Below are 26,198 nucleotides of genomic sequence, written 5' to 3'. Positions count from 1 at the left end.
GAGCAAAAGACAAGCAGCCGGAACTACTCACCTTCGATACCCTTGACCGAACGGACAGAGTCCCAGTGCTTGCAACTGGGGCACAGCCAATGCAATTGATTGCCGGAAAAACCACAATTACTACATCGATAATGGGGGCGGTTTGCGATCAATTGATCAACCAGCGTTTTTAACAGGGAGAGATTCTCTCTCGCTCTACCTTGTGCCGTGCCAATATACAAATCAAGAAAACGCCCCAGCCCTCGCAAAGAAGGGCGCAAAGCCAATTGCTTACCCATAAACGCTGCCGCAGCGGCTTCGCTATCCTGCTCCTGGATTCGCTCAGCCAGTGCTATTAATACGCTATTCGAGGGGTGCTCCTTTAGGAGGGACTCCAGATACCGATCCAGGCCTCGGCCATCACCAAGCTCTCCATAACACGTCAGGAGAAGCTCCAGAATCTCCGGAATATAGTCAGGACTCTGCTTGGGGATCCTCTGCAAGACCTTGATGGCATCACGCTGCTTGCCGAGTAGATACTCCAGGCGCGCCCAAAGCAAACAGGCCCGCACTGAACTGCGATCATACCCCAGGGCTGCATCTAAATGTTTACGCGCACTGAGGTAGTCCTTAGCAGCAATCGCCTCCTCTGCCAACTCACAGCAAAAATGTGCCTGCACTGGCGCCCAATCAGCAGATAAGCGCTTAAATCGGCGGCCATGCAACAAGTTGACGGCATGAATTGCTTTGGCCCACTCGCGCTCATCCCGATAGACTTCTACTAAGTGCTCAAGACTGGTTGTACGCAGCTCCTGGGAAGTTTCTACCAGTTCCTGCAGCAGGCGTTCAGCACGGTCGAGCCACCCCGCAGCAATATAATCACAAGCCAGTTCAAATTGAGCCTTATGCTGACTCTGCCTGGATAGACTGGGACGCGCCAACAAATTTTGGTGCACTCTTATTGCCTGATCGTACTCACCCCGCCTTCTCAAAAGATTCCCCAATGCCAAATGGGTATCAAAAGTGGCCGGGCTGACCTCAAGCGAGTCAATAAATTTATCAATACTATCGTCGTGGTGTTCGCTGAGCAGGTAATTCAGCCCCTGCGCATAGGAGCGAGCCAGGGATTCTTCCTGCTCGCTGAAGTCCGGCTTCTTTTTGGAGCTGCCTCGCCCCAGCATCCAGCCTATGGCGATGGCTGCCAGCAGGAAAAAGAAATAGGCGAAATCGAGCAAATCAGTCTCCGGATACCTTGCGGTGAGCAGCCTGAAGCTCTCGCTCCATTTTCTTTAACTGTCTACTCAACCCCCTTACCCGGCGACGCTGCGTAAAGAGAGGCAGTAGGCTAGCCAAAACTCCCAGCAAAATCCCCAACAGCAGCATTGCGATAAGCCAAACTCCCACACTGCCAGAAAATGGGGAGTACCCTGCGATAACCGGTGAAATAATTTGGGGATTTTCCACTGATATATAGATGCCGAGGGCGACACACAGAAGGGCCACAAAGCCAAGAAAAACGTGCATCAACCAACGCAAGAATGACAAGGGAACCTCCACGTTCCACTAGATAGCTTTATTAAAAGCCACAGAGACTATTCAGGAAAATCACATGATGCAGAGCGAATCACAATCAGCCGCTGCCGAGGTGTAATCATACCCCGATCCCTGCCTCATCGTGCATACTCCGATTGACTCTGTCGCGCAGTTCCTTACCAGGCTTGAAGTGAGGAACATATTTGCCCGCCAAGTCCACGGCATCCCCGGTTTTAGGGTTCCGCCCTGTACGTGGTGCCCGGTAATGTAATGAAAAACTACCAAAACCTCGTATTTCTATCCGCTCCCCCTGGGAGAGCGCGTCAGACATGGAGTCCAACATAACTTTGACTGCCAGCTCTACATCCTTTACCGGCAGCTGATCCAACCTCAACGCAATCCTTTCGATCAGTTCGGATTTGGTCATGTGCCCCGCAACCTTTCTAAGTCATTGATTATTTTGGAGTAGAGCAGCAATCATCTAATAGAAAGCCGGACTGGGCAACCCCAGTCCGGCTTTCGGGTCACTCCAAATGCTTCATCTGGAGCTCTAAACAATCAAAGATAATTAGTCTTTGTTGTTCATCTGCGCCTTGATCAGGTCACCGATAGTAGCGGGCTGAACCTGCTCAGACTGCTTCTTACTGTGATCCTTGATAGCTTGCTTCTCGTCATCCTGGTCTTTGGCTTTGATAGACAGGCTGATCACACGGTTCTTGCGATCCACACTGGTGATCTTAGCTTCTACCTCTTCACCTTCTTTCAGGACATTGCGAGCATCTTCAACCTTATCGCGGCTGATTTCAGAAGCGCGCAGAACGCCTTCTACTTCGTTCGCCAGGGTGATTACTGCCTGCTTAGCGTCAACTTCCTTAACAGTACCTACAACGATGCTGCCGCGGTCGCTGGTAGAAACGTAGTCGGAGAACGGATCGGACTCCAGCTGCTTGATACCCAGGGAGATGCGCTCGCGCTCGGAGTCGATACCCAGGATAACAGTCTCGATTTCGTCGCCTTTCTTGAACTTGCGTACGGCTTCTTCGCCAGCTTCGTTCCAGGAGATGTCGGACAGGTGCACCAGACCGTCGATGCTGCCGTCGAGACCGATAAAGATACCGAAATCAGTGATGGACTTGATCTTACCGGAGATCTTGTCACCCTTAGCGAATTTACGCGCAAAGGCATCCCACGGGTTTTCCTGGCACTGCTTGATACCCAGGGAGATACGACGACGCTCTTCGTCGATATCCAGGATCATCACCTCTACCTCGTCGCCCACCTGGACAACTTTGGACGGGTGGATGTTCTTGTTGGTCCAATCCATTTCGGAAACGTGTACCAGACCTTCCACACCTTCTTCCAGCTCGGCGAAGCAGCCGTAGTCGGTCAGGTTGGTTACAACCGCCTTCACGCGGCTGTTTTCTGGGTAACGCTGCTTGATGGATACCCAAGGATCTTCGCCCAACTGCTTCAGGCCCAGGGATACACGGCTGCGCTCACGATCGAACTTCAATACTTTTACTTCGATCTCGTCGCCAACGTTCACGATCTCGCTCGGATGCTTGATGCGCTTCCAAGCCATATCGGTGATGTGCAGCAGGCCATCGATACCGCCCAGGTCCACGAAAGCACCATAATCGGTCAGGTTCTTCACGATACCCTTGATGCTCATGCCTTCCTGCAGGCTTTCCAGCAGTGCTTCACGCTCTTCGGAAGTCGCAGCTTCCATTACCGCGCGACGGGAAACAACAACGTTGTTACGCTTGGAGTCCAGCTTGATAACTTTGAACTCGAGCTCTTTACCTTCCAGGTGCGCGGTGTCGCGAACCGGACGAACATCAACCAGAGAGCCGGGCAGGAATGCGCGGATATTGGCAACGTCAACAGTAAAGCCACCCTTAACCTTGCCACTGATAACACCTTTAACCACTTCGTCAGCTGCGTGGGCTGCGTCGAGGATTTTCCAGGCTTCAGCGCGCTTGGCTTTTTCACGGGACAGACGGGTTTCACCGAAACCGTCTTCCACAGCTTCCAGGGCAACCTGTACTTCGTCGCCCACCTGCAGCTCAACTTCGCCCTTGTCATTGGCGAACTGTGCGGCAGGGATAACACCTTCAGACTTCAGGCCCGCGTGAACGGTTACCCAGTCTTTGTCTACGTCAATTACAACACCGGTTACAATAGCGCCCGGTGCCATTTCAACGCTTTTCAGGCTCTCTTCAAATAGTTCAGCAAAGCTCTCGCTCATTACATTACCTATAGTGCTGGGCCCAGCCGTTGGTAACTGTTGAGTTTAGTCAACCGCCAGCCGTGACCCCAACCGCGTTGCCAGCACGCGGGTCGGATTACAACAACGGCCGGGCAATTCTGGCTGATCCCGGCCGTTATCGTTAGTAAACTATGTGCTGCTCAAACTTCAGGACGAAATTCGATCCTGTATCAAATCGAGCACCTTTTGGAGAACTTCATCGATACCCACCCCTGTGCTATCGAGCTCTACCGCATCCTCAGCGGGAGCCAGGGGAGAGGCTTTTCTATTCATATCCTGTGCATCGCGGGCACGGATGTCCTCCAGCAGGTCGCGGAGGCTAACAGAAACACCCCTCTCCCGCAACTGCGCCTCGCGACGCCTGGCGCGCTCCTCGGCACTGGCTGTCAGGAATACTTTGACTGGCGCGTCAGGAAACACCGTAGTCCCCATATCCCTGCCATCTGCAACCAGGCCGGGAGACAGACGAAAATCTCGCTGCCGCTGCAATAAAGCGGCCCTCACTCCAGGAATTGCAGCCACAGATGATGCAGCCATACTAACCCGCTCCATCCGAATATCATCAGTGACCTCGCGCCCATCAAGAACCACCCGCAGCTTACCTTCACTCACAGCAAAGTGAACATCCAAGGCCTTTGCCACCTGAGTGAGCGCCCCCTCATCAGCCAGGTCTACCCCCTTATCAAGAGCAGCCAGAGCCGCAGCCCTATACAGGGCGCCAGAATCAAGCAAGGTAAAGCCCAGGCGGTCCGCCAGCAGCTTGGCTATAGTGCCCTTCCCCGAGCCACTAGGGCCATCAATTGTGACTACCGGCGGCAGCCTGTTCGAATCACTCATATCTTCTAATAAAACTCTACTTCTGAAATAACTGCGCGAACTGCGAGGTTTCCAAATTCCCCCTAAGCCAACTGAAGCTTTAAGCCAGCCTCCGTCGCCAGTTCGGCAAAATTTGGAAATGAGGTAGCCACGTTGGCGCAATGAAGGATGCGGATTGTATCTTTTGCGCGCAATGATGCCACTGCAAAGGCCATGGCAATACGGTGGTCCCCCAGGCTATCAACTGTCCCACCAGAGAATACGTTTTTCTCGCCAGTACCCTGAATCACAATACCATCTGGGGTTGCCCTGGCCGACACCCCCAGCGCCGCCAACCCATTCGCCATTGCCTGAATGCGGTCGCTCTCTTTAACACGCAATTCCTCTGCCCCGGTCAGCACAGTCTCTCCCTCTGCACACGCAGCGGCAATAAACAGAGCCGGAAACTCATCAATAGCCAGTGGCACCAGGTCTTCTGGAATGCGAATGCCTTGCAGTGGGGCATAGCGAATCCGTATGTCCGCTACTGGCTCTCCACCCACCTCTCGTGCATTTTCGAGCTCAATATCAGCCCCCATAGCCCGCAAAATACTTATTACGCCGTCTCGCGTCGGGTTGATCCCCACATGCTCCAGCACAATATCTGAACCAGGAGAGATAGCCGCTGCCGCCATAAAGAAAGCAGCGGAAGAGATATCTGCTGGCACATCAATACGGCAGGCCGCCAAAGCCCCTCCGCCACAAACACTTGCCTTAGCGCCGTTTCGCTCTACTACATACCCAAAACCTTGCAACATACGCTCGGTATGATCTCGGGTAGGCGCCGGTTCCACAGTAGAGGTTTCGCCATCAGCGTAGAGCCCAGCGAGGAGCACAGCGGATTTCACCTGGGCACTAGCCATCGGCAACGGGTAGTTGACCCCTGCCAGCTGGCTACCGCCTTTGATCAAAAGCGGTGGGCGCCCTTCCGGCCCGGTTTCAATATTTGCACCCATCTCCCGCAACGGATTGGCCACCCTATTCATGGGGCGCTTGGAGAGAGACTCATCGCCTGTAAGGGTCACATCAAAGTCCTGCCCGGCAAGCAGTCCCGCCAGCAGCCGCATGGAGGTACCTGAATTACCCAAGTACAAGGGCCCCGGAGGTGCCTTCAATCCGCGCATACCCACGCCGTGGATAATTACCCGACCATCGTGCGGCCCCTCTATCACCACTCCCATATCACGAAAAGCCTGTAAAGTCGCCAGCGCGTCCTCCCCTTCAAGGAAACCCTCCACCTGCGTCACCCCTTCTGCCAGGGAGCCCAGCATAATGGAACGGTGTGACATCGACTTATCTCCAGGTACCCGGAACTTGCCTGTGACCTTGGCAGCAGGCTGTGCAATAAAAGTAATTTCCTGTGCTTGCATAGAATCTGAATACGCTTGTTTCGCCAACATTTTTGTAAAGTGATCCCGGGCCGCTTTGGCTCGGGTGAAGACACCCATCAGCGCCGCACTATCGCCGGAGGCAATGGCACTACGTAAAGATGAGAGATTGAGACTGTAGAGATCGATTGCCTTTAAAATGGCATCCCGGTTAGCCAGCATAATATCTCGCCACATGACCGGGTCACTGGAGGCAATTCGAGTGAAGTCGCGAAAACCACCGGCTGCATAGCGAAAAATATTTTCATTTTCTGCATCGTGCGCAAGAGTGTCCACGAGACTAAAAGCGATGACATGAGGAAGGTGGCTGGTCGCCGCCAATACCTCATCATGCTCCTCCACTGGCATTTTAAGCACTTCAGCACCAGCCGCCTGCCAAGCCAGCTCCACCAGCTGCAAATGACTCGTATCGGTTTCCGGCAGCGGAGTAAGAATAACCCGATGATCGCGATAAAGATCATCCCTGGCCGCTGTCACGCCACTTTTCTCTGACCCGGCAATAGGGTGGCCCGGAACCAGGAAATCGGGCATTCGCCCCCATACCTTTTTTGCCGCAACTACCACACTACCCTTAACGCTGGCAGCATCTGTAGCGGTTACCCCATTTGGCAAGGCCCCTTTAAGTTGAGCAAACACCGACTCCACCGCAAGCGTGGGTACCGCGACAAAAACCAGGTCGCCAGGCTCAAGCTCGGGTAGTACTTCCTCGAGACGGGTACTGGCTCGGTCGACAATGCCCAGCCTTCTAGCCTGTTCACAGGTTTCAGCGTTAGGGGCAACACCAATAACCTCCCGGCAGGCACCTGCTGCCTTTAGTGCCAGAGCAAAACTTCCACCAATAAGGCCAACCCCAATAACCAGCAGCCGGCCAATTTGCTCTTGCTCCATCAGAGTACACCGCGCGGATAGGAGCCCAGCACCTTCAAGTCGGAGGCACAAGCCCCAACCTCCCTCAAGGCTGCAGAGATTCCATCTGCATCCCGGTGGCCTTTAAAATCAATAAAGAACACATAAGTCCAGTTACCTGATTGAGACGGGCGGGTTTCCACACGGGTCAAGTCGATACTGTAGCGACGGAACGGTTCCAGAAGATCATGCAATGCACCCGGCTCGTTGCGCATGGATACCATCAGGGAGGTCTTATCATCCCCGCTGACTGGAACCTGCTGCGTACCAATAATCAGAAAGCGGGTGGAGTTGTCCGGGCGGTCCTCAATCTTTTCCGAAAGAACCTTCAGGCCGTACAAATCAGCCGCCATGTCACCGGCAATCGCCGCAGTATTCCACTCCCCCTTAACTCGTTTGGCCGCATCAGCATTGCTGGACACAGCCACCCGCTCCACATTGGGGTAATGGGCATCAAGCCATTTGCGGCACTGCGCCAGACTTTGCGCATGGGAATAAATACGGGTGATTGACTCAGGCCGTGTTACATCCGAGATCATCAAGTGATGGTGAATCCGCAATTCCACCTCTCCGCAAATACTCAGATTGGAATTCATGAAGTTGTCCAGAGTGTGGTTGATCACACCCTCGGTAGAATTCTCAACGGGCACCACGCCATAGCTCACCGCCCCCGCTTCCACCTCTCGAAACACTTCATCGATAGCGGCGAGCGGGCGGCTTTTGGCCGAGTTGCCAAAATGCTTCAATGCGGCCTGCTGGGTAAAAGTACCCTCTGGCCCCAGATAAGCCACCTTTACCGGCTCTTCTAACGCGAGGCAGGCTGACATAATTTCACGGAACAATCGCGCCATTTCCTCATTGGTCAAGGGCCCTGGATTGCGCTCCATAGCCTTGCGCAACACCTGCGCCTCCCTCTCGGGCCGATAATACAGCGCGTCTTCACCAGTTGCCTTTTTCACCTCTGCAACCTCCAGCGCACAGCGCGCCCGCTCACTAATAAGCTGGGCGATCTCGGCATCAATGCCATCTATACGGTTGCGCAGCTCTAATAAGCGCTGGTCGCCACTAGTAGTTTCCTCTGTCATTCGCCTATCTACTTTTCCGTGAATTCATCAGTATTATTTACCCTTTCCGACACTTAACCCCGGCGAGCCTCAAAGTCCGCCATAAATGCCACCAAAGCCTCCACCGCTTCCAGAGGAACAGCGTTATATAGAGAAGCGCGCATGCCGCCGACCGAGCGATGCCCCTTCAAACTTAACAGTCCAGCAGCTTGGGATTCCTCCAGGAATAATTTATCAAGACTGGCGTCTGCCAATACGAAAGGCACATTCATACGCGAACGACTACCCACCTCTACCGGACTGGAGAAAAAGTCGCTGCTATCCAAGAAGTTGTAGAGCATTTTGGATTTTGCATCAGCCTGCTTTGCCATCTCCTCAACACCACCCTGAGCCTTCAGCCATTGGAAAACCAGGCCTGACAGATACCAGGCAAAAGTAGGCGGCGTGTTATCCATAGAGCCCGCATCAGCAGCCACCTTCCAGCTCAAACTGCGGGGGATATTTTCCATTGAACGATCGAGCAAATCATCACGAATCACGGCTACGGCAATACCTGAAGGACCAATATTTTTCTGTGCGCCGGCATAAATTACACCGAAGTTCTCCACCTCAATAGGTTGCGACAAAATAGTCGAGGACATATCAGCCACCAGCGGGCAATCCACCTCCGGCACATAATCAAACTCCACACCGCCAATCGTTTCATTCGGCGTATAGTGTAGATATGCGGCCCCTTCCGTTTGCTGCCAACTGTCTGCAGCTGGCACATAGCTGAAATTTCGATCCTCACTGGAAGCCACTACATTGACCTCACCGTAGCGACGAGCCTCTTTAATCGCCTTGGCCGCCCAGTGACCTGAATGAATAAAATCAGCCTTGGTAGACCCAGCGCCGAGAAGATTCCAGGGCACGGCACTGAACTGCCCAGTTGCACCACCCTGAAGAAACAATACTTTGTAGTTGCTCGGCACACTGAGCAGATCGCGGAGGTCCTGTTCGGCCCGCTCAGCCACCTCAACAAACTCTGGAGAGCGGTGGCTGACCTCCATTACAGAGCAACCGAGCCCTTGCCAATCGAGCAACTCCCTTTGCGCCTGCTCCAGTACGGGCTGCGGCAAAGCGGCAGGGCCTGCACAGAAATTAAACTTCCTCATGAGCTGATTTCCACAATACAAAAAAGGTTTCAAATACAACTAGATGTGTCTACGCACAAATTGCCATTCAGGGGGATAGATATCGCGCCTTTAGCGTTTTTCGTGGGAGCCAAAGGCAAGAAAGGCCGCGATAAACGCAGCCTTTCTTAGTGGTCTGGAGCGGTGGGTCACTCTTCCCCACCGTTTTCTTCACCGTCATCTTCGGTCTCTTCAATGCGACCGAGACCAACCAGCTTCTCGCCAGTCTTCAGGCGAATCACTCGCACCCCCTGCGTGTTGCGCCCAAGTACAGACACTTCATCAACACGGGTACGCACCAGAGTGCCCTGGTCGGAGATCAACATCATCTCTTCACCCGGATGCACCTGACAGGCACCAACCAAGGCACCGTTGCGTTCACTTTCCGCGATCGCAATAACACCCTGGGTACCGCGCCCCTTGGTGGGGAATTCGCTGATAGCTGTGCGCTTACCGTAACCATTCTCAGTAGCCATCATCACAGAGCCACCCTCTTCAGGGATAACCATAGCGATAACCTGCTGACCTTCCTGCATACGAATACCGCGAACACCACGGGAAACACGACCCATAGAGCGCACATTGGACTCGGAGAAGCGCGCTGCTTTACCAGCGCTGGTGAACAGCGCTACATCGCGCTCACCATCGGTAATCGCAGTGGCTACCAGGCGATCGCCCTCTTCCAATTCAATTGCACGCAAACCAACACTGCGGGGGCGGGCAAACGCGGTGAGGGGGGTTTTCTTTACGGTGCCATTGGCGGTAGTGAAGAAAATAAAGTGATTTTCGTCGTACTCGGAGACCGGCATCATGCTGCTGATACGTTCACCCTCTTCCAAGGGCAGCATATTAACCATTGGGCGACCACGGGAGGCTCGGCCAGCGGTGGGCACTTCGTAGACTTTCAGCCAGTACACCTTGCCCTTATTGGAGAAGCACAGAAGGGTGTCATGGGAGTTGGCGATCAATAGATGCTCGACGAAGTCCTCGTCTTTTACCTGGGTCGCAGATTTACCCATACCACCACGGCGCTGGGCCTGGTAATCGGTCAGCGGCTGGCTCTTGGCGTAACCACCGTGGGAGATAGTTACTACCTTGTCTTCCGGGGTAATCAGGTCTTCAACGGTCAGATCCTGGCGAGACGCAACGATATCGGTTCGACGCTCGTCGTTAAAGTCCTTTGACAGCTGCTCTAACTCTTCGCGGATCACTTCCATCAGACGCTCGAAGCTACCGAGGATATGCAGATATTCAGCAATCTGCTCCAGTCGATCCTGGTATTCTGCCAACAGCTTGTCGTGCTCCATACCCGTCAGGCGGTGCAGGCGCAATTCGAGAATTGCCTGAGCCTGGGCCGGGGACAAGTAGTAAGCGTCGTCGCGCAAACCAAATTCTTGCGGCAGATCATCTGGACGGCAGGCATCAGCACCAGCCCGCTCCAGGAACTGCTGAACATTGCCCACAGGCCAGCCTTTGGCCAGCAACGCCTCGCGGGCATCTGCCGGCGTGGCGGAAGACTTGATCAGCTCAATTACCGGATCAATATTGGCGATGGCAATCGCCAGACCTTCCAGAATATGACCGCGCTCGCGGGCTTTGCGCAACAGGTAGACCGTACGGCGGGTAACGACTTCCTGGCGGTGGCGAATAAAGTGCTCGAGCAGCTCTTTGAGGTTCAATACCTTGGGCTGGCCATCGACCAGGGCTACCATATTGATACCGAAGACGCTTTCCAGCTGGGTCTGGGAATAGAGGTTATTCAGAACCACATCACCCAGCTCTCCCCGCTTAAGCTCAATCACTACGCGCAAGCCGTCTTTGTCGGACTCGTCGCGCAGCTCAGAGATACCCTCGATCTTTTTCTCTTTCACCAGCTCAGCTATACGCTCAATCAAGCGCGCCTTATTCAGCTGGAAGGGGATCTCAGTAATGATGATGGTTTCGCGATTGGTCTTGTCATCGCGGATCACATCTGCTTTGGCACGCACATAAATGCGCCCACGGCCAGTGCGGTAGGCAAGGAGAATACCGGCGCGGCCATTGATGATGGCGCCCGTGGGGAAGTCCGGCCCGGGGATGTACTCCATCAGGTCGTCGACGGTCAACTCGGAATTGTCGATCAGAGCCAGGCATGCCTTGATCACCTCACCCAGGTTGTGGGGAGGAATATTGGTAGCCATTCCCACCGCAATACCGGAGGAGCCATTGACCAAAAGGTTCGGCACACGGGAAGGCAACACCTCCGGCATTTGCTCGGAACCGTCGTAATTATCGACAAAGTTAACCGTTTCTTTATCGAGGTCGGACAGCAGCTCATGGGCCAACTTGTCCATACGGATCTCGGTGTATCGCATGGCAGCTGGGCTGTCACCATCGATAGAACCGAAGTTACCCTGGCCATCTACCAGGGTGTAACGCATAGAAAACGGCTGCGCCATACGCACAATAGTGTCGTAGACCGCAGTGTCTCCGTGCGGGTGATATTTACCGATTACATCACCAACGACACGCGCTGATTTTTTGTATGGTTTATTCCAGTCGTTTTTAAGCTCGCTCATCGCGTAGAGCACGCGGCGGTGTACCGGCTTGAGGCCATCGCGTACATCCGGCAGTGCGCGCCCGACAATCACGCTCATGGCATAGTCGAGATAAGACTGCTTGAGTTCTTCTTCGATATTAATCGGAGAGATTTCTTTGGCTAATTCGCCCATGGCTTACGGCGTTCCTTTTATAGCGCGGGCATGTGTACCGAGCCCGGATAAGCGGGCGATTCTAGCATAGTTTGACGCCGTTGGAGGGGGGCATCTGAATAGCCACTCACGCCATTTAGATCCCTGGTTGCCGTAACAGTCCCCCGCCGCTAAAGTTGAATCCACTTTAACCGCCGCCTCTTAGCACTTATGTCACAGCCCGTCGATACATTGATCCACGCACGCTGGATTATTCCAGTGATTCCTGAACAAAAAGTGTACGAAGATTGCTCTCTCGCTATTGAGCACGGCCGAATTACGGCACTCTTGCCCTCCTCAGAAGCCAAGATCCGTTTTAAGGCAAGCCAGGAAGTAGATCTCAACCAGCACGCCTTGATTCCCGGCTTAATTAATACTCACAATCACGCCCCTATGACATTGCTGCGAGGCTATGCCGATGACCGCCCGTTAAAAGAGTGGTTGGAGCAACATATCTGGCCGACAGAACAACGCTGGGTGGGCCCAGAATTTGTCGCAGATGGCAGTCGTCATGCCATTGCCGAAATGCTGAGATCTGGCACCACTACATTTTCTGACCAGTATTTCTTTCCTGAGGCCGTAGCTTGTGCAGCACGGGAAAGTGGCATCCGGGCCCATATCGCCTTTCCTGTACTGGACGCACCCACTCCTTGGAGCCGGCATAGTGAGGAAGCACTACATAAGGGTCTAGCTCTTCGAGATGATTATCGCGCCCATGAGCGTATCGAAGTGGTCTTTGCACCGCACGCCCCCTATACAGTGGGGGATCAGACCCTGGAAAAAATCGCTGTATGCTCTGCGGAGGCCCAGGTTCCCATACAAATACACCTGCATGAGACTTTTCACGAGGTAGAAACCGCTTTAGAGAAAAGTGGAGAACGCCCAACTGAGCGCCTCTTGCGCCTGGGCCTGATGGGGCCGCAAACTCTATGTGTGCACATGGTCGCAACCAACGAAAGGGATATCGAGCTACTAAGTAAAAGCGGCGCCCATGTAGCGCATTGCCCCTCTTCAAATCTCAAACTAGCTTCCGGCTTCTGCCCTGCGACAGAGATTCTAGACGCCGGTATCAATGTATCGCTTGGCACTGATGGCGCAGCCAGCAATAACAGCCAGGACCTTTTTGCCGAAGCTAATACCGCCGCCCTTCTGGCAAAAGCAGTCAGCGGCCGAGCTACCGCTCTACCCGCACACCAAGCCTTGGCAATGGCCACTATCAACGGCGCACGCGCACTGGGAATTGATGAAATTACCGGAAGCCTTGAAGTTGGTAAAAGTGCAGACATTACTGCTATCAATTTGGGGGGAATTGAGCAACAGCCAGTGCACGACCCGATCTCCCAGCTGATTTATACCGGGGGCGGCCATAATGTAAGTGATGTCTGGGTAGCCGGCAGACAACTTTTAAAGCAACGCCAATTGCAAACCTTGAACGAAATAGAGGTAGTTCAGCGAGCACAACTGTGGCGTGATAGAATTGCCGGCCATTCGCGCTGAGCGCGAATTAACCCCCAGTGATCCTATTACCGGCGAGGGTCGGCCACTAGCGACGGAGTTTGCATAGAAGTTCATGAGTAATGTAGATCCTGCAGAAATTGCCAAATTCGAACAGCTCGCCAGCCGCTGGTGGGATAAAGAGGGCGAATTTAAGCCACTCCATGAAATCAATCCGCTGCGCGCCAACTATATCGATGGACTTGCATCAGTCGCGGATAAGAAGCTATTGGATGTCGGATGTGGCGGGGGCATTTTGACGGAAGCCATGGCCCAGAGAGGCGCTGACGTTACCGGCATCGACATGGGAGAGGCACCACTGAATGTGGCCAAACTGCATGCACTGGAAAGCGGCGTAAATGTAAATTACCGGCGGGTAGCTGTCGAAGACTTGGCTGAAGAAATACCGGCTAGTTTTGATGTCGTTACCTGCCTGGAAATGCTGGAACATGTGCCCGATCCGTCATCGGTGATCCGCGCCTGCGCGAAGCTTGTCAAACCCGGTGGCCACCTATTTTTTTCGACAATCAATCGCACTCCTAAGGGCTGGCTTTTCGCAGTAGTAGGGGCAGAATATATCCTACGCTTACTACCCAAAGGCACCCATGAATACGGCAAGTTTATCCGTCCCTCAGAAATGGGCGCCTGGCTGAGGGAAAGCGATTTGGAGTTAAAGGATATTACCGGTATGACATACAACCCGGTAACTCGCACTTATAAACTCAACTCTCGCGATGTCGACGTAAACTACCTTGTGCATGCCATTAAACCCGAGTAAGCGGACGATAAAATGAAAGCAGCTTTATTTGACCTGGATGGCACTCTTCTCGATACCGCGCCAGATTTTATTGTTGTACTTAATCAACTACGGCATCAGGAACAACTGCCTCCACTGCCAGATGAAATAATCCGCGGCACGGTTTCCAATGGTTCTCGCGCATTGGTAACACTGGGGTTTGGCAAGGAAGAGGGAGACCCAGAGTTCAGCAGTCTGCTACAGCGCCTTTTGGATCTATACCTTGCTCACTTGGCTGAGCAAACAGCGCCTTTCCCGGGTATTGAAAACTTGTTGGACACCCTCGTGGACAACAGTATTCCCTGGGGCATTGTGACCAATAAGCCCGAGGCATTTACGTTACCATTAATGCAGGCATTTGAGCACTTGCCACCAGCAGCAGCTGTGATTTGCCCAGACCACGTCAGCAAGACAAAACCAGACCCGGAGCCCATTTTCCTGGCATGCAATCAAATTGGCTGTGCCCCCTCGGAAGCCGTTTATATTGGTGATCACGAGCGGGATATTGTTGCGGGGCAGCGTGCTGGCATGCCAACAATCGCCTGTAGTTATGGTTACATTGATGCATCAGACAACCCAGCCAACTGGGGCGCAGATCACTTGGTCAGCTCTGTAGAGGAAATCTGGCCCCTGCTTAAACAACATTATATTTAACTTTCTAACCCGCGCAGTAACGCCCAGCTCTTGTGCTTGGCGATAGCATCAGGATTTTTCATGTCAGAATTTGCCGGCGACTATGTTGCGCCCACCAACCTGCTCAAAGATAAAATAATACTCATTACTGGTGCTGGTGACGGCATCGGAAAAACTGCCGCAAAAACTTTCGCCTCACACGGAGCCACTGTAGTTTTGCTGGGGCGAACCACAGCAAAACTGGAAATGGTATATGACGAGATTGAAGCGGCTGGCGGTCCTCAACCAGCAATATTTCCGCTCGACTTGAATGAGGCCCGGATCGAGAATTTCGAAAACCTTGCCGAAGCAATTGATCAAGAGTTTGGTCGACTGGACGGGCTGCTACACAATGCGAGTCTCCTCGGCCAACGAACACCACTAGCCAACTACAACTTCGCCACCTGGCAGCAGGTCATGCAAGTAAATATCAATGCAACATTTGGTCTCACTAAAGCCCTGCTACCACTACTGGAAAAATCTAAAGCTGGGTCGATTGTATTCACCAGCTCAAGTGTTGGTTTAAAAGGGAGAGCCTACTGGGGCGCCTACTCAGTATCAAAATTTGCTACCGAAGGGCTAATGCAGGTTCTCGCCGATGAATTGGATGGCGTATCAAATATACGGGTAAATAGCCTAAATCCCGGCGCCACACGGACATCTATGCGCGCCACTGCATATCCAGCCGAAAACCCCCAGTCTGTGGTAGCTCCCGAAGAAATAATGCCCACTTATCTCTACTTGATGGGAGATGACAGCCTAGGCCAGAGTGGTAAGCACTTCAGTGCACAAAAACGATAATATTGCTAACTGGAAAAACCGGGCATAGCTCGGTTTTTTTATGTCATAAATCAAGAAATTAATTAGCCCTTCCGCTGCCCTGGAGACTTCTTGTCCAGATCGCTATCCCGCTCTGTACCACCATGCTCAGGGGCATCTGCAAAAATATCCCCTTCAAACTCCATCATTTCATTACCCTCGAAAATCTCTGCTTTTTTATCTACCTTACCACTGCTGTCGAAGAGATTTTGCTGAGCTCCACCCTCGAGTGACTGACCTGCTACCAACTCCGTCGCTACCGCTAATGCCGCCCCCGAAACTGAAAGTCGCATGCCCTCATAACAAAAATAGGTGGCCACAAGGGCAAACAAGACTGCTGGAGTTGCTAGACTTTTCATTTTCCACTCCTGGATAGCTTTAATTTATAAAATTTTTCCAATTGATAAATTAATACCCAGGATTTAGTTGATATGCCCCCCCTGGATACCAAGTCAGATTTAGCCAATAGATCAATCAGACTTAAGAATGAGGCTATTTTTCCACGCAGATTCAGGCAAAAGCGTGAAATATCGCACAAATTTCATTGTCCAGCCCTGCTGGGTCGGGCAGAATAACGCTAACACTAGGCAATAATATGAAATAAAGATTATGAAAGCGGTTCTTTGTTCTCTTGCTTTAATTTTATTGACCCCAATAGCGTATGCTAACTCCTTGACAAAACAGCTGGAAACCTGTTCTGCAATAGCAGTAGATGAAGATCGATTGGCTTGCTTCGATAGCCTCAGTGGCTCCTTGGAACAGCAAGCAAAACAAAACTTTGGCCAAGAACATAAAGCGACCCTTCAAGTTCCAGAGTACATCGAAGCCAAAATCGCCAAAATTCAAGATGACTCTTATGGTAAAAAAATTATTACGCTAGACAATGGCCAGATCTGGAAGCAAAGCGGAAGTGCACGCATATTTTGGGGGGCTGGCGATCTAGTCACTGTAGAGCGTGCCATGCTCGGCTCTTTCTTTATGAAACAAGCAGACGGCGGTCGCAAAATGCGAGTAAAGCGGGTTAAATAACAACCTTTCTTGTCTAAAGGGCAGTAACAGACCCTATCAGCTGCCCTTCCAACCTCAAAGAAGCCTGACAATTAGAACCTTCTAGTCATCGAAAGGAAGGCGCAATAATCAACTTTCATCTATGGTTAAGGTGAAATGGGCGCCACAGGCTGCCTGGAGAGACCAACCAGTACATATCGTTCACGCAGTCAACAGAAGGTTTGAGCACTTGTCCCGAGAAAATTTCTACTCAAGGGATGAAGACTGGCTGAAGGATACAGACAACGCCCTCTCCGATTCCTGCTCCAATGCAGATGATCGCGACCAGGCCACTGATGCCGGGCCCGATATCGAAGAGATTCATTCTGTTGGGGAGCCACTCTCTGAGAGTGGCACAACCCCCATGCAAAGCTACTTAAAGCACCTTTATCGACTCGAGCTGCTAACTCCTGAGGAGGAACACAGTACCACATGCATGCTCAGAGATCTGGAAGACAAACTCATTGTCATCTTACAGCAATACGGCACCGAGCTAGTGCAATTGCGCAGTGAAGGTGTAGAGCAACGGGGCAGTACAGGGGCCTATGATCATGGGCTGATCATAGAGCGCACAGAAGCCCTATTAGTCCTCGATCACCTATCACGCAGAGAGCGCAGTAGACTCAACGGCGTGCTAAAGCGCTTCCAAAAACAGCGCAAAAAGCTGATCCAGTGCAATCTGCGCCTGGTAATCGCCATTGCCAAGCGTTTTCGCAACCCATCGGTTCCTTTTATCGACCTTATCCAGGAAGGCAATGTCGGTCTGATGAAAGCCATAGAGCGCTTTAAGCCACAAATGGGTTATCGCTTTTCCACCTATGCCTATTGGTGGATTCAACAGGAAATCCAGCTGGCCCTGCGCCGAAATGAGGACCTGGTTCGCCAACCTGCAAATGTCCAGGATGATCTGAGAGCGATCTACAGGGCGATAGGTGAAGTCCGTGCCCAAGGGCTTCCCGCATCCGATGAAAATCTCGCTACGCAAACCGGCTTGGACCTGGAGCGCATCCAAAGCCTACTAAAGCTGCCTGGGCCCACCGGCTCGTTAGATGACCCTGTTGCCGATGACCAAAGCAGCACGCGACTCGACTACGCGCCAGCCGACGAACTCTACAATACCGACGAGCTGGTAACCAACCAGGAGTTGGCCGAGCGATTGCGTGAAGCTGTCGCGCGACTACCTGCCAGACAGAGAACTGTTTTAAATCTTCGCTATGGGCTGGTATCCGATAGAGACTGCTCATTTCGAGTCATCGGCGAACAACTGGGATTAAGTCAGGAAAGGGCCAGACAACTGCATTCCGACGCACTTCGACAACTGAAGCGGCAATGGCGCTGAAAAAAAGGAAGAAGCCGGTGGCAAGCCTCATCATTGAAACTTGCCATCGCCATCTTTCCCTCTAGTCTTAATAAAGCTCAATTAGTTAACATCGGAAGTTATGCGTAAGCCAGTGGTTTCATGTATGTGCGGTAATACCCTTAAAAATTACGCACCTTTTTTTATTTATGGACTCTTAATTTCCCCTTTCACTTTTGCTGAGTCAGAATTTATTGCTAGCGCAGGAAAGGGGCTGGGCAGTGAGCTGATGCAAGTGCACTCCATCTCAGCCGCAGAAATGGCAGGCTTCAGCTATTCCTACCTGCTCGCATCATCCAATCTCGACAACAATTTTTGGGAATGGTGGGGGCAAGGTAGTTATTCCCACATGCGAATAAAATATCGCGACGAAAGCCAGCAACAAAATATATTTGAATTAAAGCCTCTACTGCGCTGGTACCTACGCAATGAACCTCGCGGCGGATTTGGAGAAGCTGGTGTAGGCGCATCCTATTTAAGTAACGATCATTTTGGCAGTATCAGAATGAGCACAAAATTAAACTTCGCACTGCATTTTGCTTTGGGCTATCGCTTCTCAGGTGGCCATACACTATCTTTACGCTATAGCCACTTCTCCAATGCCAGGACCAATACACCCAACCCCGGCTTCGACTTCGCATCTCTAAATGGGCACTTCAATTTTTAGTCAGGCCAAAAATAGATTATCAAGGCCTATCCAGTAATTCATGGTAAAGGTTTACAGTTTGTTTAACTAAATCCTCATTATAAAAACTGTGAAATTCAATTTTTACTAAACGATCGGTTAAGGCTAAAGCAGCTTCAGATAAAGCTTCTACATTTTTGCGCTCTACGATTCCCTCCGGAAAACAATGGGCCAACACTTCCCCCGCACACGTATCCTTATAAGCAATCACTGGACATCCCATTGCAAGCGCTGCCATAGCATTCCTGCCGCATGGCTCATACGGGCGAGCAAGACTAACTAACACCTGGGAAGAGGCATACAGCTCGCGCATGTCCTGGCGAGCCCCAAGGAACAGCACGCGCCCTTCTAAACCCAGTTCTTGGGCATATAACTCCAGCTTGCGGATATAACGCAAATCATCCTTTTGTTGCTTGCCAATAACCAAGCCCATTATATCCTCACGACCTCGCACTGAATAAGCGAGTCCCTGTAGAAAAAAGCCTAACTCTCCTTCCAGGGATAAATCCCCCGAATACAGCCACCAGTTTTTTCCCTCCAGCTGAGGATAATTATTAAGAAGACGCAAATGCCATTGCCCTGAAATGGGTTTGCTACGATCAAATTCCTTAGCGCTAACTCCCCAAGGAATAACACTGGCCGGCGAGACCATCTTCTTTCCGTAGTGCGCCTGTAATTGATTAGCCACTCCAAGGGATGTGGCGATAACCCGCTCCCCGGCAATCACACCAGCATCTCGGCGACTGGGTGCACGATTGCTATCGACATGGGTTACCAAACCTGGACGATTTACATCATCCATACGCCGCCAAGCCCGCGAAGTCAATAAAGCGGCTAACCGTCCATGCACATGAATGATATCTGCTTGTAGCCCGGCCAAAATATTAGTAAGACGCCGTACAAGGGGTTGTGACCAGAGGGGCTTTTTATTCAAAGGCAGTTGAATATGCTGGATACCATGTAGCTTGAGACGAGCAACCAGCGCCCCACCTGCCGAGATCACAACAGGCTCATGCCCCTGTTGGCTCAACGCTTGTATAAAGTCCAATGCGGCCTTCCCTGCATCTCCAGGCTCTAACTCAGGCCAAACTTGTACAATTCTCAAAATGTTTACCGCGAAAATGGAACAAAGTCACTATTTTGACTCTCACTGATTTAGTTTCCCAGTAAATTCCGCACATGCCAACGGGAAAACCTACACATATGGCCAGTTTATCTTTGCCGTCACCTCCAGTATCAGCGCCTACTCCAGGGTGTTACTATTCTTTCGCTTAAACAAGATCAGGGACCAGCAATGATTCATCGTTACTTATCACAGTCGATAGCTCTCGCTCTCATATTATTTGTCGGTTTAGTAAATGCCGCAGAAACTGACCAAGGTATCTTCTGGAAGGCCACCAAAGAGAACCAGACTATCTATCTGCTGGGCTCAATCCACTTAGCTACAGAAGACTTCTACCCCATGCGCCCCCAAATTGAGCGCGCCTATGCCGAGAGCGATGCCATTGCAGTAGAAGCCGATATTCTCGCTGCGGAAGGCAATATGCTGCTACAGCAGAAAATCATGATGGAATCAGTCTACCAGGGTGAACGTAATCTACGTGACGACCTCCCCCCGGAAACGTACAAACAGCTACAGAAGTGGATACAAAAGCACAATATGCCGGAAGCTATGTTTATTCGCCAGCGCCCTGCAATTGCCATGATTTCCATGAGTATGGTCGAAATGCAGGCCCATGGCCTCAATCCTGAACTGGGTATAGATCGCCATTTTCTGCAAAAAGCCAAGAAAGATGACAAACCGGTCGTTGAACTCGAAGGGGTTTTACAGCAGTTCCAACTGTTAAATGGCCTGGACAACCCAGCTCTTCTGTTACAACAAACCCTTGAGCAGCTGGAAGATATATCCAGCTTCCTCCCCAAGCTCACCAAGGCTTGGAAGGACGGCGATGAGAAAACTCTCCACCACCTAATTATTCTTGACGGACTCAATGAAAACCCGGAATACAAACCGCTTTACGATACGCTGTTTTTCAAGCGCAATGAAAATATGGCGAAGCGAATCAGCTTAAAAGCGCCAAACCATTCATCCCTGTTTGTTATTGTTGGAGCAGGACACCTAGTTGGGGGGGGCAGCATCGTGGAGCTGCTCAAAGAGGACGGATACAAGCTGGACCGGATATAGCCCCCACCGGATAATATTCGAGCTATTTGGTAGTACGAGACGATACTCCCTCCTAATAACCTTGCCGCCAGTTTCTTTTGGGCGGCAATCTTCTTCCCCCATTTCCCGCCAGGACAACAACTATTAACAGCAATCAGCTTTGCTCCATCTCGCGCGGGGTACATACAGAGAAAACCTAATACTCCCTTACAACTGGTCCATGCACACTTGCTAAACTGCAACAACACGCCGCGGTCGCTAAGTACCGCTTTGATACGGAGCGTCATATGAAATGCTATGGCCTATATTGCGCCTTAGCCTTTGCTTTTCTATCGCCCCCTGCTTTGGCAGACAAAGCCGAATCGAAAGGGGGGCTCAAAATTGTCTCCGACGACGGGAACTTTTCTGCGGAACTTGGAGGTCGCATCCATTTTGACACCTACCTCTTTGATAAAGATGATAGCTACTATGAAGACCTCATTCTCATTGACGACTTTGAAGAACCGGTAAATACCACAGATTTCCGTCGGGTACGCCTGGCAATGAAAGGAAAGCTATGGGAATGGGAATATAAGCTCGAACGGGACTTTGCCACTAGCGGTACCGCTGGGCTTAGAGATGTTTATTTGGCGACCGAAGTCTTCGATGGAAGGCTCCGAATAGGAAACTACAAACCGAACCGTTCCATTAATGAGCTTACGTCCTCCAACGAAATCACCATGATGGAACGCGCCTTTGCTACCGCTGCCGGCATCTATGACAACCGAGGCAGGCAGCAGGGCATCGGCTGGAATACCTATTGGTGCTGCCATACTTTTGGCTTTGATTTGATAAATTTGCGCAATCCTGGCGACCCCCGCAATTCAGGTGTTGGCGCCACAACCAGGTTTACCTGGGCTCCGATTGATGACTATAAAAGTACATTGCATCTGGGTGCCTCGCTTAGTTATGAAGATGCCAATCAAGACACTCCTCCTCGGAAGGCCCTAGTCGAATATGCCGGCCGCCGCGGCCCAGAGCAATTAGTCGCATTGAGCCCAGGCGGAAACGCTTTATTCTTTGGGGAATTTGGCGATGAGGAGTTTTATCTTGGGAAGCCAGAAGGTGATGTACTGATACTGGGCCTGGAACTGGCTGGTACTTATGGCCCTTTTTTTGCTCAATCGGAGTATGCTATTGGCAGATTCTCCGGTGACTTTTTCCTCTCCGAGTTCACTTTCGAAAAGTTTTTTGGTGCCCCACCCAACTTCTTTTGCGACCCACTTACTGGTTGTTTTATCGGTGACCAAAGTGTCCATACTTGGTATATCACTGGAAGCTGGGCAGTAACCGGGCAGCACAAACCCTATAACTATAAAAAGGGGCTTTTTGAGTCAATTAAGCCCCAGCCTCCAGCTGGGGCTTTCGAAGTGACGGCCCGTTACGACACAATTGAAAATCGCGACATTCCCGATATGACGGTTCGAAATTTTGTCTTTGGGTTTAATTACTATTTCAATCCCAAAGTACGATTCATGTTAAATGTGACTCTAGGAAATAACCGCTTTACTGGAGATCAAACCCGACAGTTTGCTGTTCGCATGCAGGGATTTTGGTAATTATCAACGAGGGAGGCTCAACGGCAAGCCGTCAAACCGCCCAATGAGAATTAATAATTAACCAACCTGCTGGGCATTTGCAGGATCAAATACCTCCACTTCAGAGGCCCGTTTGATATCGCGCACCGGGTTTTCGAAGCGAGTGAGAGCCACATCACGCTGTTGCCTGGCTTTCTCCAGATTGGCCTCTTTCACGTGGCCATAACCTCGAATTTCCTCTGGATAGTTGAGTAAATCAATAGCTGCGGCGTGGTTCTGTGCATTCAGCTCACCCATTACCTTATCGACCAACTCCTCATATTCGCTAATTAAGGCACGCTCCATTCTGCGCTCGGCAGTGTAACCAAACACATCCAATACGGTACCACGCAGGAATTTTAATCTGGCCAGGACACCGAAGGCTTTAAACATCCATCCGCCAAACTTCATTTTGCGTGGGCGCCCCAATACCTTGTCAAAACGCGCCAGCAGGGGCGGGGCCAAGTTGAACTCCAACTCAATTTCGCCGCTGAAATTCTCCTGCAGGGATTGAGTAAAACGGCCATCGGTATATAAGCGCGCCACCTCGTATTCATCTTTATAGGCCAAGAGTTTGGCGTAATTACGCGCGACAATCTCTGCAAGCTTGAGATTGCCCGGCACTTTAAGAACTTCCGCTGCCTTCACCTTATCCACCAAGTTTTGGTAGCGCTGCGCCAGTTCAGTATTCTGGTAACCAGTGAGATGCTTTACCCGGTGAGCAACCACTTCTTCCAACCCCTGCGGTAAAGCAACAGGGACTTGGTCGTGAGCCAGTAGCTTGTTTAAGGTTTTGGAATCAGCAGCGGCAAGGCGACCAGCGGCAAAGCCCTGCAGGTTGCCCTCAACTGCAACACCATTCAGCTCAATAGCCTGTAACAACGACTCCTGAGAAAGCGGCAATAACCCTTTTTGCCAGGCAAAACCCAACATAAAGATATTTGCGGCCAGGGTATCCCCCAGTGCCAACTTGGTGAGCCTATGCGCCTCTACAGACTCCAACTCACAAACAGCATTACTCAAGGTGTCTAATACAGCCTGAGGCGAGTGTGCATCTTCACGACCCAAAACAGTAGCAGCGGTTGGACTCAGATGGGTATTTACCACTGCCCGACTATGGGTTTCATCCAGCTTAGCCAGACAGGCTGCGAGGTTGCCCGCGGCAATCAGGTCACAAGCCATCAGCGCGTCTGCTCGACCATCAGAAATACGAACAGCCTGCAACGCGTCAGGCTTTGCAGCAAAGCGGATATGGGAATAAACCGCCCCGCCCTTTTGCGCAAGGCCAGTCTGATCCAGGGTACTGCAGGCCTTACCTTCAATGTGGGCTGCCATTGCCAGCAAAGCACCGATAGTAACCACTCCGGTTCCACCTACACCGGTTACCAGGAAGTTAAACGGCTCACCCAGGGCGGGTAGTTGCGGTGCAGATAATTTATCCGCCTCAGTGCGTAACACATCGCCAACCCCGGCACCTTTGGCCAGGCGCCCACCTTTCACAGTAACAAACGATGGGCAAAAACCATTGATGCAGGAGAGGTCCTGATTGCAACCAGTCTGGTTTACCCGGCGCTTATCCCCCAGGGCAGTAGCAACTTTTTCTACCGCGATACAGCTGGATTGCTGCACGCAGTCACCACAGCCTTCACACACCAGCTCATTGATAAACGGGCGCCCCTCTGCCTGGGGTAACAGGCCGCGTTTGCGCTTGCGGCGCAGCTCAGTAGCGCAGGTTTGGTCGTAGATAATTACTGTACAACCTTCAACTTCGCGAAGCTCTTCCATAACCGCCGGCATATAATCGCGATGGCGGATCTCCACCTCGGCAGGGAAAGATAGAGCACCCTTATATTTATCCGGGTTATCCATCACCAGTACAACTTTCTGCACCCCCTCAGCCAATACCTGGCGACAGATCATATCCGGTGCCAGCTCTCCGTCATGGGGCTGGCCACCTGTCATAGCGACAGCGTCGTTAAACAGAATTTTGTAGGTGATATTCACCTTGGCTGCGACAGACGCCCGAATGGCCAAGATTCCTGAGTGAAAATAAGTGCCATCACCCAAGTTCACGAATACGTGCTTTTCACTGGTAAAAGGCGCCTGGCCTACCCAGTTGACGCCCTCGGCGCCCATCTGAGTAAAGGTAAAAGTCTCCCTATCGAGCCACTGGGCCATATAGTGACAGCCAATTCCCGCGAGAGCACGGCTACCTTCAGGCACTTTTGTTGAGCGGTTATGGGGGCAACCGGCGCAGAACATGGGCAAGCGTGAAACACTGGAGCCCGCCTGCTGGGAAATCCGCTGGGAAAGGGCATTGAGGCGCATCAGGCGATGGCGACCACGCTCACCCAACTTGTCGTCACCCAACACAAAGCCCAAAACCTGGGCAACAATCGCCGGTGAAAGCTCACCGTAAGCGGGCATCAGTGGCTGGTCATGCTCATCCACCTTACCGAGAATACGCGGGAAATTAGGGTCTTTAACGTGGACGTTATACAGCTCCTCTTTAAGCTGCACTTCCATCAAGCTGCGCTTCTCCTCCAGCACTAGCAGGGTATCCAGGCCTCGAGCAAATTCCTGAATGCCAGGTACATCCAGCGGGTAAGTCATACCCACCTTGAGAATCCGAATTCCAAGCTGCTTAGCCTGGCCTTCATCAATCCCCATATCCTCAAAAGCCTGCATCAGGTCAAGATGGGCCTTGCCGGTAGTGACGATGCCGAGACTGGCCTCGGGATTTTCCAGCACAACTTTGTTCAGATTATTGGCACGGGCAAAAGCCAACGCTGCCGGACGCTTATAACGCCACAGGCGCTCCTCCTGCTCCAGGGGGTTATCCTGTTTGCGAATATTTAAGCCCCCCTCGGGGCGCTCGATTTCCGGATAGGTGAACTGCACACGCTGCGAGCCCACTTCTACCGTGGCAGAACTGTCCATATTTTCCGCCAGAGTGATCATCGCTACCCAGCAGCCACTGAAGCGGGACAACTCCAAGCCATAATGACCATAATCCAGTACCTCCTGCACAGTGGCGGGGTTGAGCACTGGAATATGCATATCTACGAAAGCAAATTCAGATTGGCCCGGGTATGAAGATGACTTACAGCCGTGGTCGTCGCCGGCCACAATCAGGGCTCCACCCTTTGGAGAGGACCCTGCAGCATTCGCATGGCGGAAAGCATCACAGGAGCGGTCCACACCCGGTGTCTTTCCATACCAAATGCCACAGACGCCATCTACCTCAGCGCCTTCAAACAGACCCACTTGCTGGGAACCCCATACCGCAGTCGCAGCCAGCTCTTCATTGACGCCCGGCTGGAAACGAATATTGTGCTGCCCCAGTAGTTTTTTGGCGCGAGAAAGCTGCAAATCATAGCCACCCAGCGGTGATCCGCGGTAACCAGAGATAAAAGTCGCGGTATTGAGACCGCGGGATTGATCCATACGCATCTGGTCGATCGGCAGGCGCACCAACGCCTGGATGCCAGAGAGAAGCACACGGCCTTTAAGGGTGGTATAGCGATCGTCCAGGGATACTTGCTTCTTTACCTGGTTGTCCGCCGCGCGCTGGGGACTGGTTACGTTATCAGTCATACACCTAACTTCCGGTCGTTTATTCTTCTCGAAACTCGGTTCGAGTTTTAAGTCAT

Annotated in this window: 21 protein-coding genes; 9 read left to right on the top strand and 12 right to left on the bottom strand. The window is 51.9% G+C overall.

Annotated elements, in window-relative coordinates:
- Positions 1-23: 23 nt before the first annotated feature.
- The 9 genes from lapB to gyrA all read right to left on the bottom strand — a co-directional run bounded on the left by lapB (position 24) and on the right by gyrA (position 11,877).
- A complete protein-coding gene (gene lapB / locus ACJJIP_RS06235; protein ID WP_020413357.1) occupies positions 24-1,214 on the bottom strand; it encodes a lipopolysaccharide assembly protein LapB in 1,191 nt (396 codons plus the stop codon).
- Between the two features lies 1 nt (position 1,215).
- Complete coding sequence (locus ACJJIP_RS06230) at positions 1,216-1,524, bottom strand: lipopolysaccharide assembly protein LapA domain-containing protein (protein ID WP_245556689.1); 309 nt, start codon at positions 1,522-1,524, stop codon at positions 1,216-1,218.
- 106 nt (positions 1,525-1,630) lie between these two features.
- Positions 1,631-1,939 carry an integration host factor subunit beta gene (gene ihfB / locus ACJJIP_RS06225; RefSeq protein ID WP_020413359.1) on the bottom strand — a complete coding sequence of 103 codons (309 nt, stop codon included), beginning with the start codon at positions 1,937-1,939 and terminating at the stop codon, positions 1,631-1,633.
- Between the two features lie 141 nt (positions 1,940-2,080).
- Positions 2,081-3,760 (bottom strand): 30S ribosomal protein S1, encoded by a 1,680-nt coding sequence (gene rpsA / locus ACJJIP_RS06220; protein ID WP_020413360.1) that lies wholly within the window; start codon positions 3,758-3,760, stop codon positions 2,081-2,083.
- A 168-nt stretch (positions 3,761-3,928) separates the two neighbouring features.
- Positions 3,929-4,618, bottom strand: a complete 690-nt coding sequence (cmk, locus tag ACJJIP_RS06215; protein WP_020413361.1) for a (d)CMP kinase — start codon at positions 4,616-4,618, stop codon at positions 3,929-3,931.
- Positions 4,619-4,680: 62 nt separating this feature from the next.
- Entirely contained in the window at positions 4,681-6,912 is a 2,232-nt protein-coding gene (locus ACJJIP_RS06210; protein ID WP_444946420.1) for a bifunctional prephenate dehydrogenase/3-phosphoshikimate 1-carboxyvinyltransferase, read from the bottom strand.
- Positions 6,912-8,015, bottom strand: a complete 1,104-nt coding sequence (gene pheA, locus ACJJIP_RS06205) for a prephenate dehydratase (protein WP_020413363.1) — start codon at positions 8,013-8,015, stop codon at positions 6,912-6,914. The genes ACJJIP_RS06210 and pheA overlap by 1 nt, the downstream gene beginning before the upstream one ends.
- A 53-nt stretch (positions 8,016-8,068) precedes the next feature.
- Complete coding sequence (serC, locus tag ACJJIP_RS06200; RefSeq protein ID WP_020413364.1) at positions 8,069-9,148, bottom strand: 3-phosphoserine/phosphohydroxythreonine transaminase; 1,080 nt, start codon at positions 9,146-9,148, stop codon at positions 8,069-8,071.
- A gap of 167 nt (positions 9,149-9,315) precedes the next feature.
- Positions 9,316-11,877 (bottom strand): DNA gyrase subunit A, encoded by a 2,562-nt coding sequence (gene gyrA, locus ACJJIP_RS06195; RefSeq protein ID WP_020413365.1) that lies wholly within the window; start codon positions 11,875-11,877, stop codon positions 9,316-9,318.
- 189 nt (positions 11,878-12,066) lie between these two features.
- Between gyrA and ACJJIP_RS06190 the strand changes: the two genes are divergently transcribed.
- From ACJJIP_RS06190 to ACJJIP_RS06175, 4 genes are all read left to right on the top strand, one after another.
- Complete coding sequence (locus tag ACJJIP_RS06190) at positions 12,067-13,392, top strand: TRZ/ATZ family hydrolase (RefSeq protein WP_444946419.1); 1,326 nt, start codon at positions 12,067-12,069, stop codon at positions 13,390-13,392.
- A 73-nt stretch (positions 13,393-13,465) separates the two neighbouring features.
- Entirely contained in the window at positions 13,466-14,167 is a 702-nt protein-coding gene (ubiG, locus tag ACJJIP_RS06185) for a bifunctional 2-polyprenyl-6-hydroxyphenol methylase/3-demethylubiquinol 3-O-methyltransferase UbiG (RefSeq protein ID WP_020413367.1), read from the top strand.
- A 12-nt stretch (positions 14,168-14,179) separates the two neighbouring features.
- The gene (locus tag ACJJIP_RS06180) at positions 14,180-14,839 is read left to right on the top strand and encodes an HAD family hydrolase (protein ID WP_020413368.1); all 660 of its coding nucleotides are present in this window, start codon (positions 14,180-14,182) and stop codon (positions 14,837-14,839) included.
- Between the two features lie 60 nt (positions 14,840-14,899).
- Positions 14,900-15,658: a YciK family oxidoreductase gene (locus ACJJIP_RS06175; protein ID WP_282952938.1), complete on the top strand. Its 759-nt coding sequence runs from the start codon at positions 14,900-14,902 to the stop codon at positions 15,656-15,658.
- Positions 15,659-15,720: 62 nt separating this feature from the next.
- On the opposite strand, the gene ACJJIP_RS06170 is transcribed toward ACJJIP_RS06175, so the two are convergent.
- Positions 15,721-16,035 carry a hypothetical protein gene (locus ACJJIP_RS06170; RefSeq protein ID WP_444946418.1) on the bottom strand — a complete coding sequence of 105 codons (315 nt, stop codon included), beginning with the start codon at positions 16,033-16,035 and terminating at the stop codon, positions 15,721-15,723.
- A 250-nt stretch (positions 16,036-16,285) separates the two neighbouring features.
- Between ACJJIP_RS06170 and ACJJIP_RS06165 the strand changes: the two genes are divergently transcribed.
- The 3 genes from ACJJIP_RS06165 to ACJJIP_RS06155 all read left to right on the top strand — a co-directional run bounded on the left by ACJJIP_RS06165 (position 16,286) and on the right by ACJJIP_RS06155 (position 18,747).
- Positions 16,286-16,705: a hypothetical protein gene (locus ACJJIP_RS06165; protein ID WP_444946417.1), complete on the top strand. Its 420-nt coding sequence runs from the start codon at positions 16,286-16,288 to the stop codon at positions 16,703-16,705.
- A 208-nt stretch (positions 16,706-16,913) separates the two neighbouring features.
- Positions 16,914-18,062 carry a sigma-70 family RNA polymerase sigma factor gene (locus ACJJIP_RS06160; protein WP_444946416.1) on the top strand — a complete coding sequence of 383 codons (1,149 nt, stop codon included), beginning with the start codon at positions 16,914-16,916 and terminating at the stop codon, positions 18,060-18,062.
- A gap of 100 nt (positions 18,063-18,162) precedes the next feature.
- Positions 18,163-18,747, top strand: coding sequence for an acyloxyacyl hydrolase (locus ACJJIP_RS06155; RefSeq protein ID WP_444946415.1), 585 nt, complete (start codon positions 18,163-18,165; stop codon positions 18,745-18,747).
- Positions 18,748-18,766: 19 nt separating this feature from the next.
- Here ACJJIP_RS06155 and ACJJIP_RS06150 read toward each other — a convergent pair whose 3' ends face one another.
- Positions 18,767-19,870, bottom strand: coding sequence for a glycosyltransferase (locus ACJJIP_RS06150; RefSeq protein ID WP_444946414.1), 1,104 nt, complete (start codon positions 19,868-19,870; stop codon positions 18,767-18,769).
- A 189-nt stretch (positions 19,871-20,059) separates the two neighbouring features.
- Here ACJJIP_RS06150 and ACJJIP_RS06145 point away from each other — a divergent pair, with 189 nt between their 5' ends.
- On the top strand, positions 20,060-20,950 hold the full coding sequence (locus ACJJIP_RS06145) for a TraB/GumN family protein (RefSeq protein WP_444946413.1): 891 nt from the start codon (positions 20,060-20,062) through the stop codon (positions 20,948-20,950).
- A gap of 266 nt (positions 20,951-21,216) precedes the next feature.
- Positions 21,217-22,527 (top strand): OprO/OprP family phosphate-selective porin, encoded by a 1,311-nt coding sequence (locus ACJJIP_RS06140; protein WP_020413376.1) that lies wholly within the window; start codon positions 21,217-21,219, stop codon positions 22,525-22,527.
- A 57-nt stretch (positions 22,528-22,584) separates the two neighbouring features.
- Here ACJJIP_RS06140 and ACJJIP_RS06135 read toward each other — a convergent pair whose 3' ends face one another.
- Positions 22,585-26,142 (bottom strand): indolepyruvate ferredoxin oxidoreductase family protein, encoded by a 3,558-nt coding sequence (locus ACJJIP_RS06135; protein ID WP_353376612.1) that lies wholly within the window; start codon positions 26,140-26,142, stop codon positions 22,585-22,587.
- Positions 26,143-26,198 lie beyond the last annotated feature (56 nt).

The sequence above is a fragment of the Microbulbifer variabilis genome (assembly GCF_052467165.1).
The sequence above is the reverse complement of the archived record's forward strand: the minus strand, read 5'-3'. Positions and strand labels throughout refer to the sequence as shown.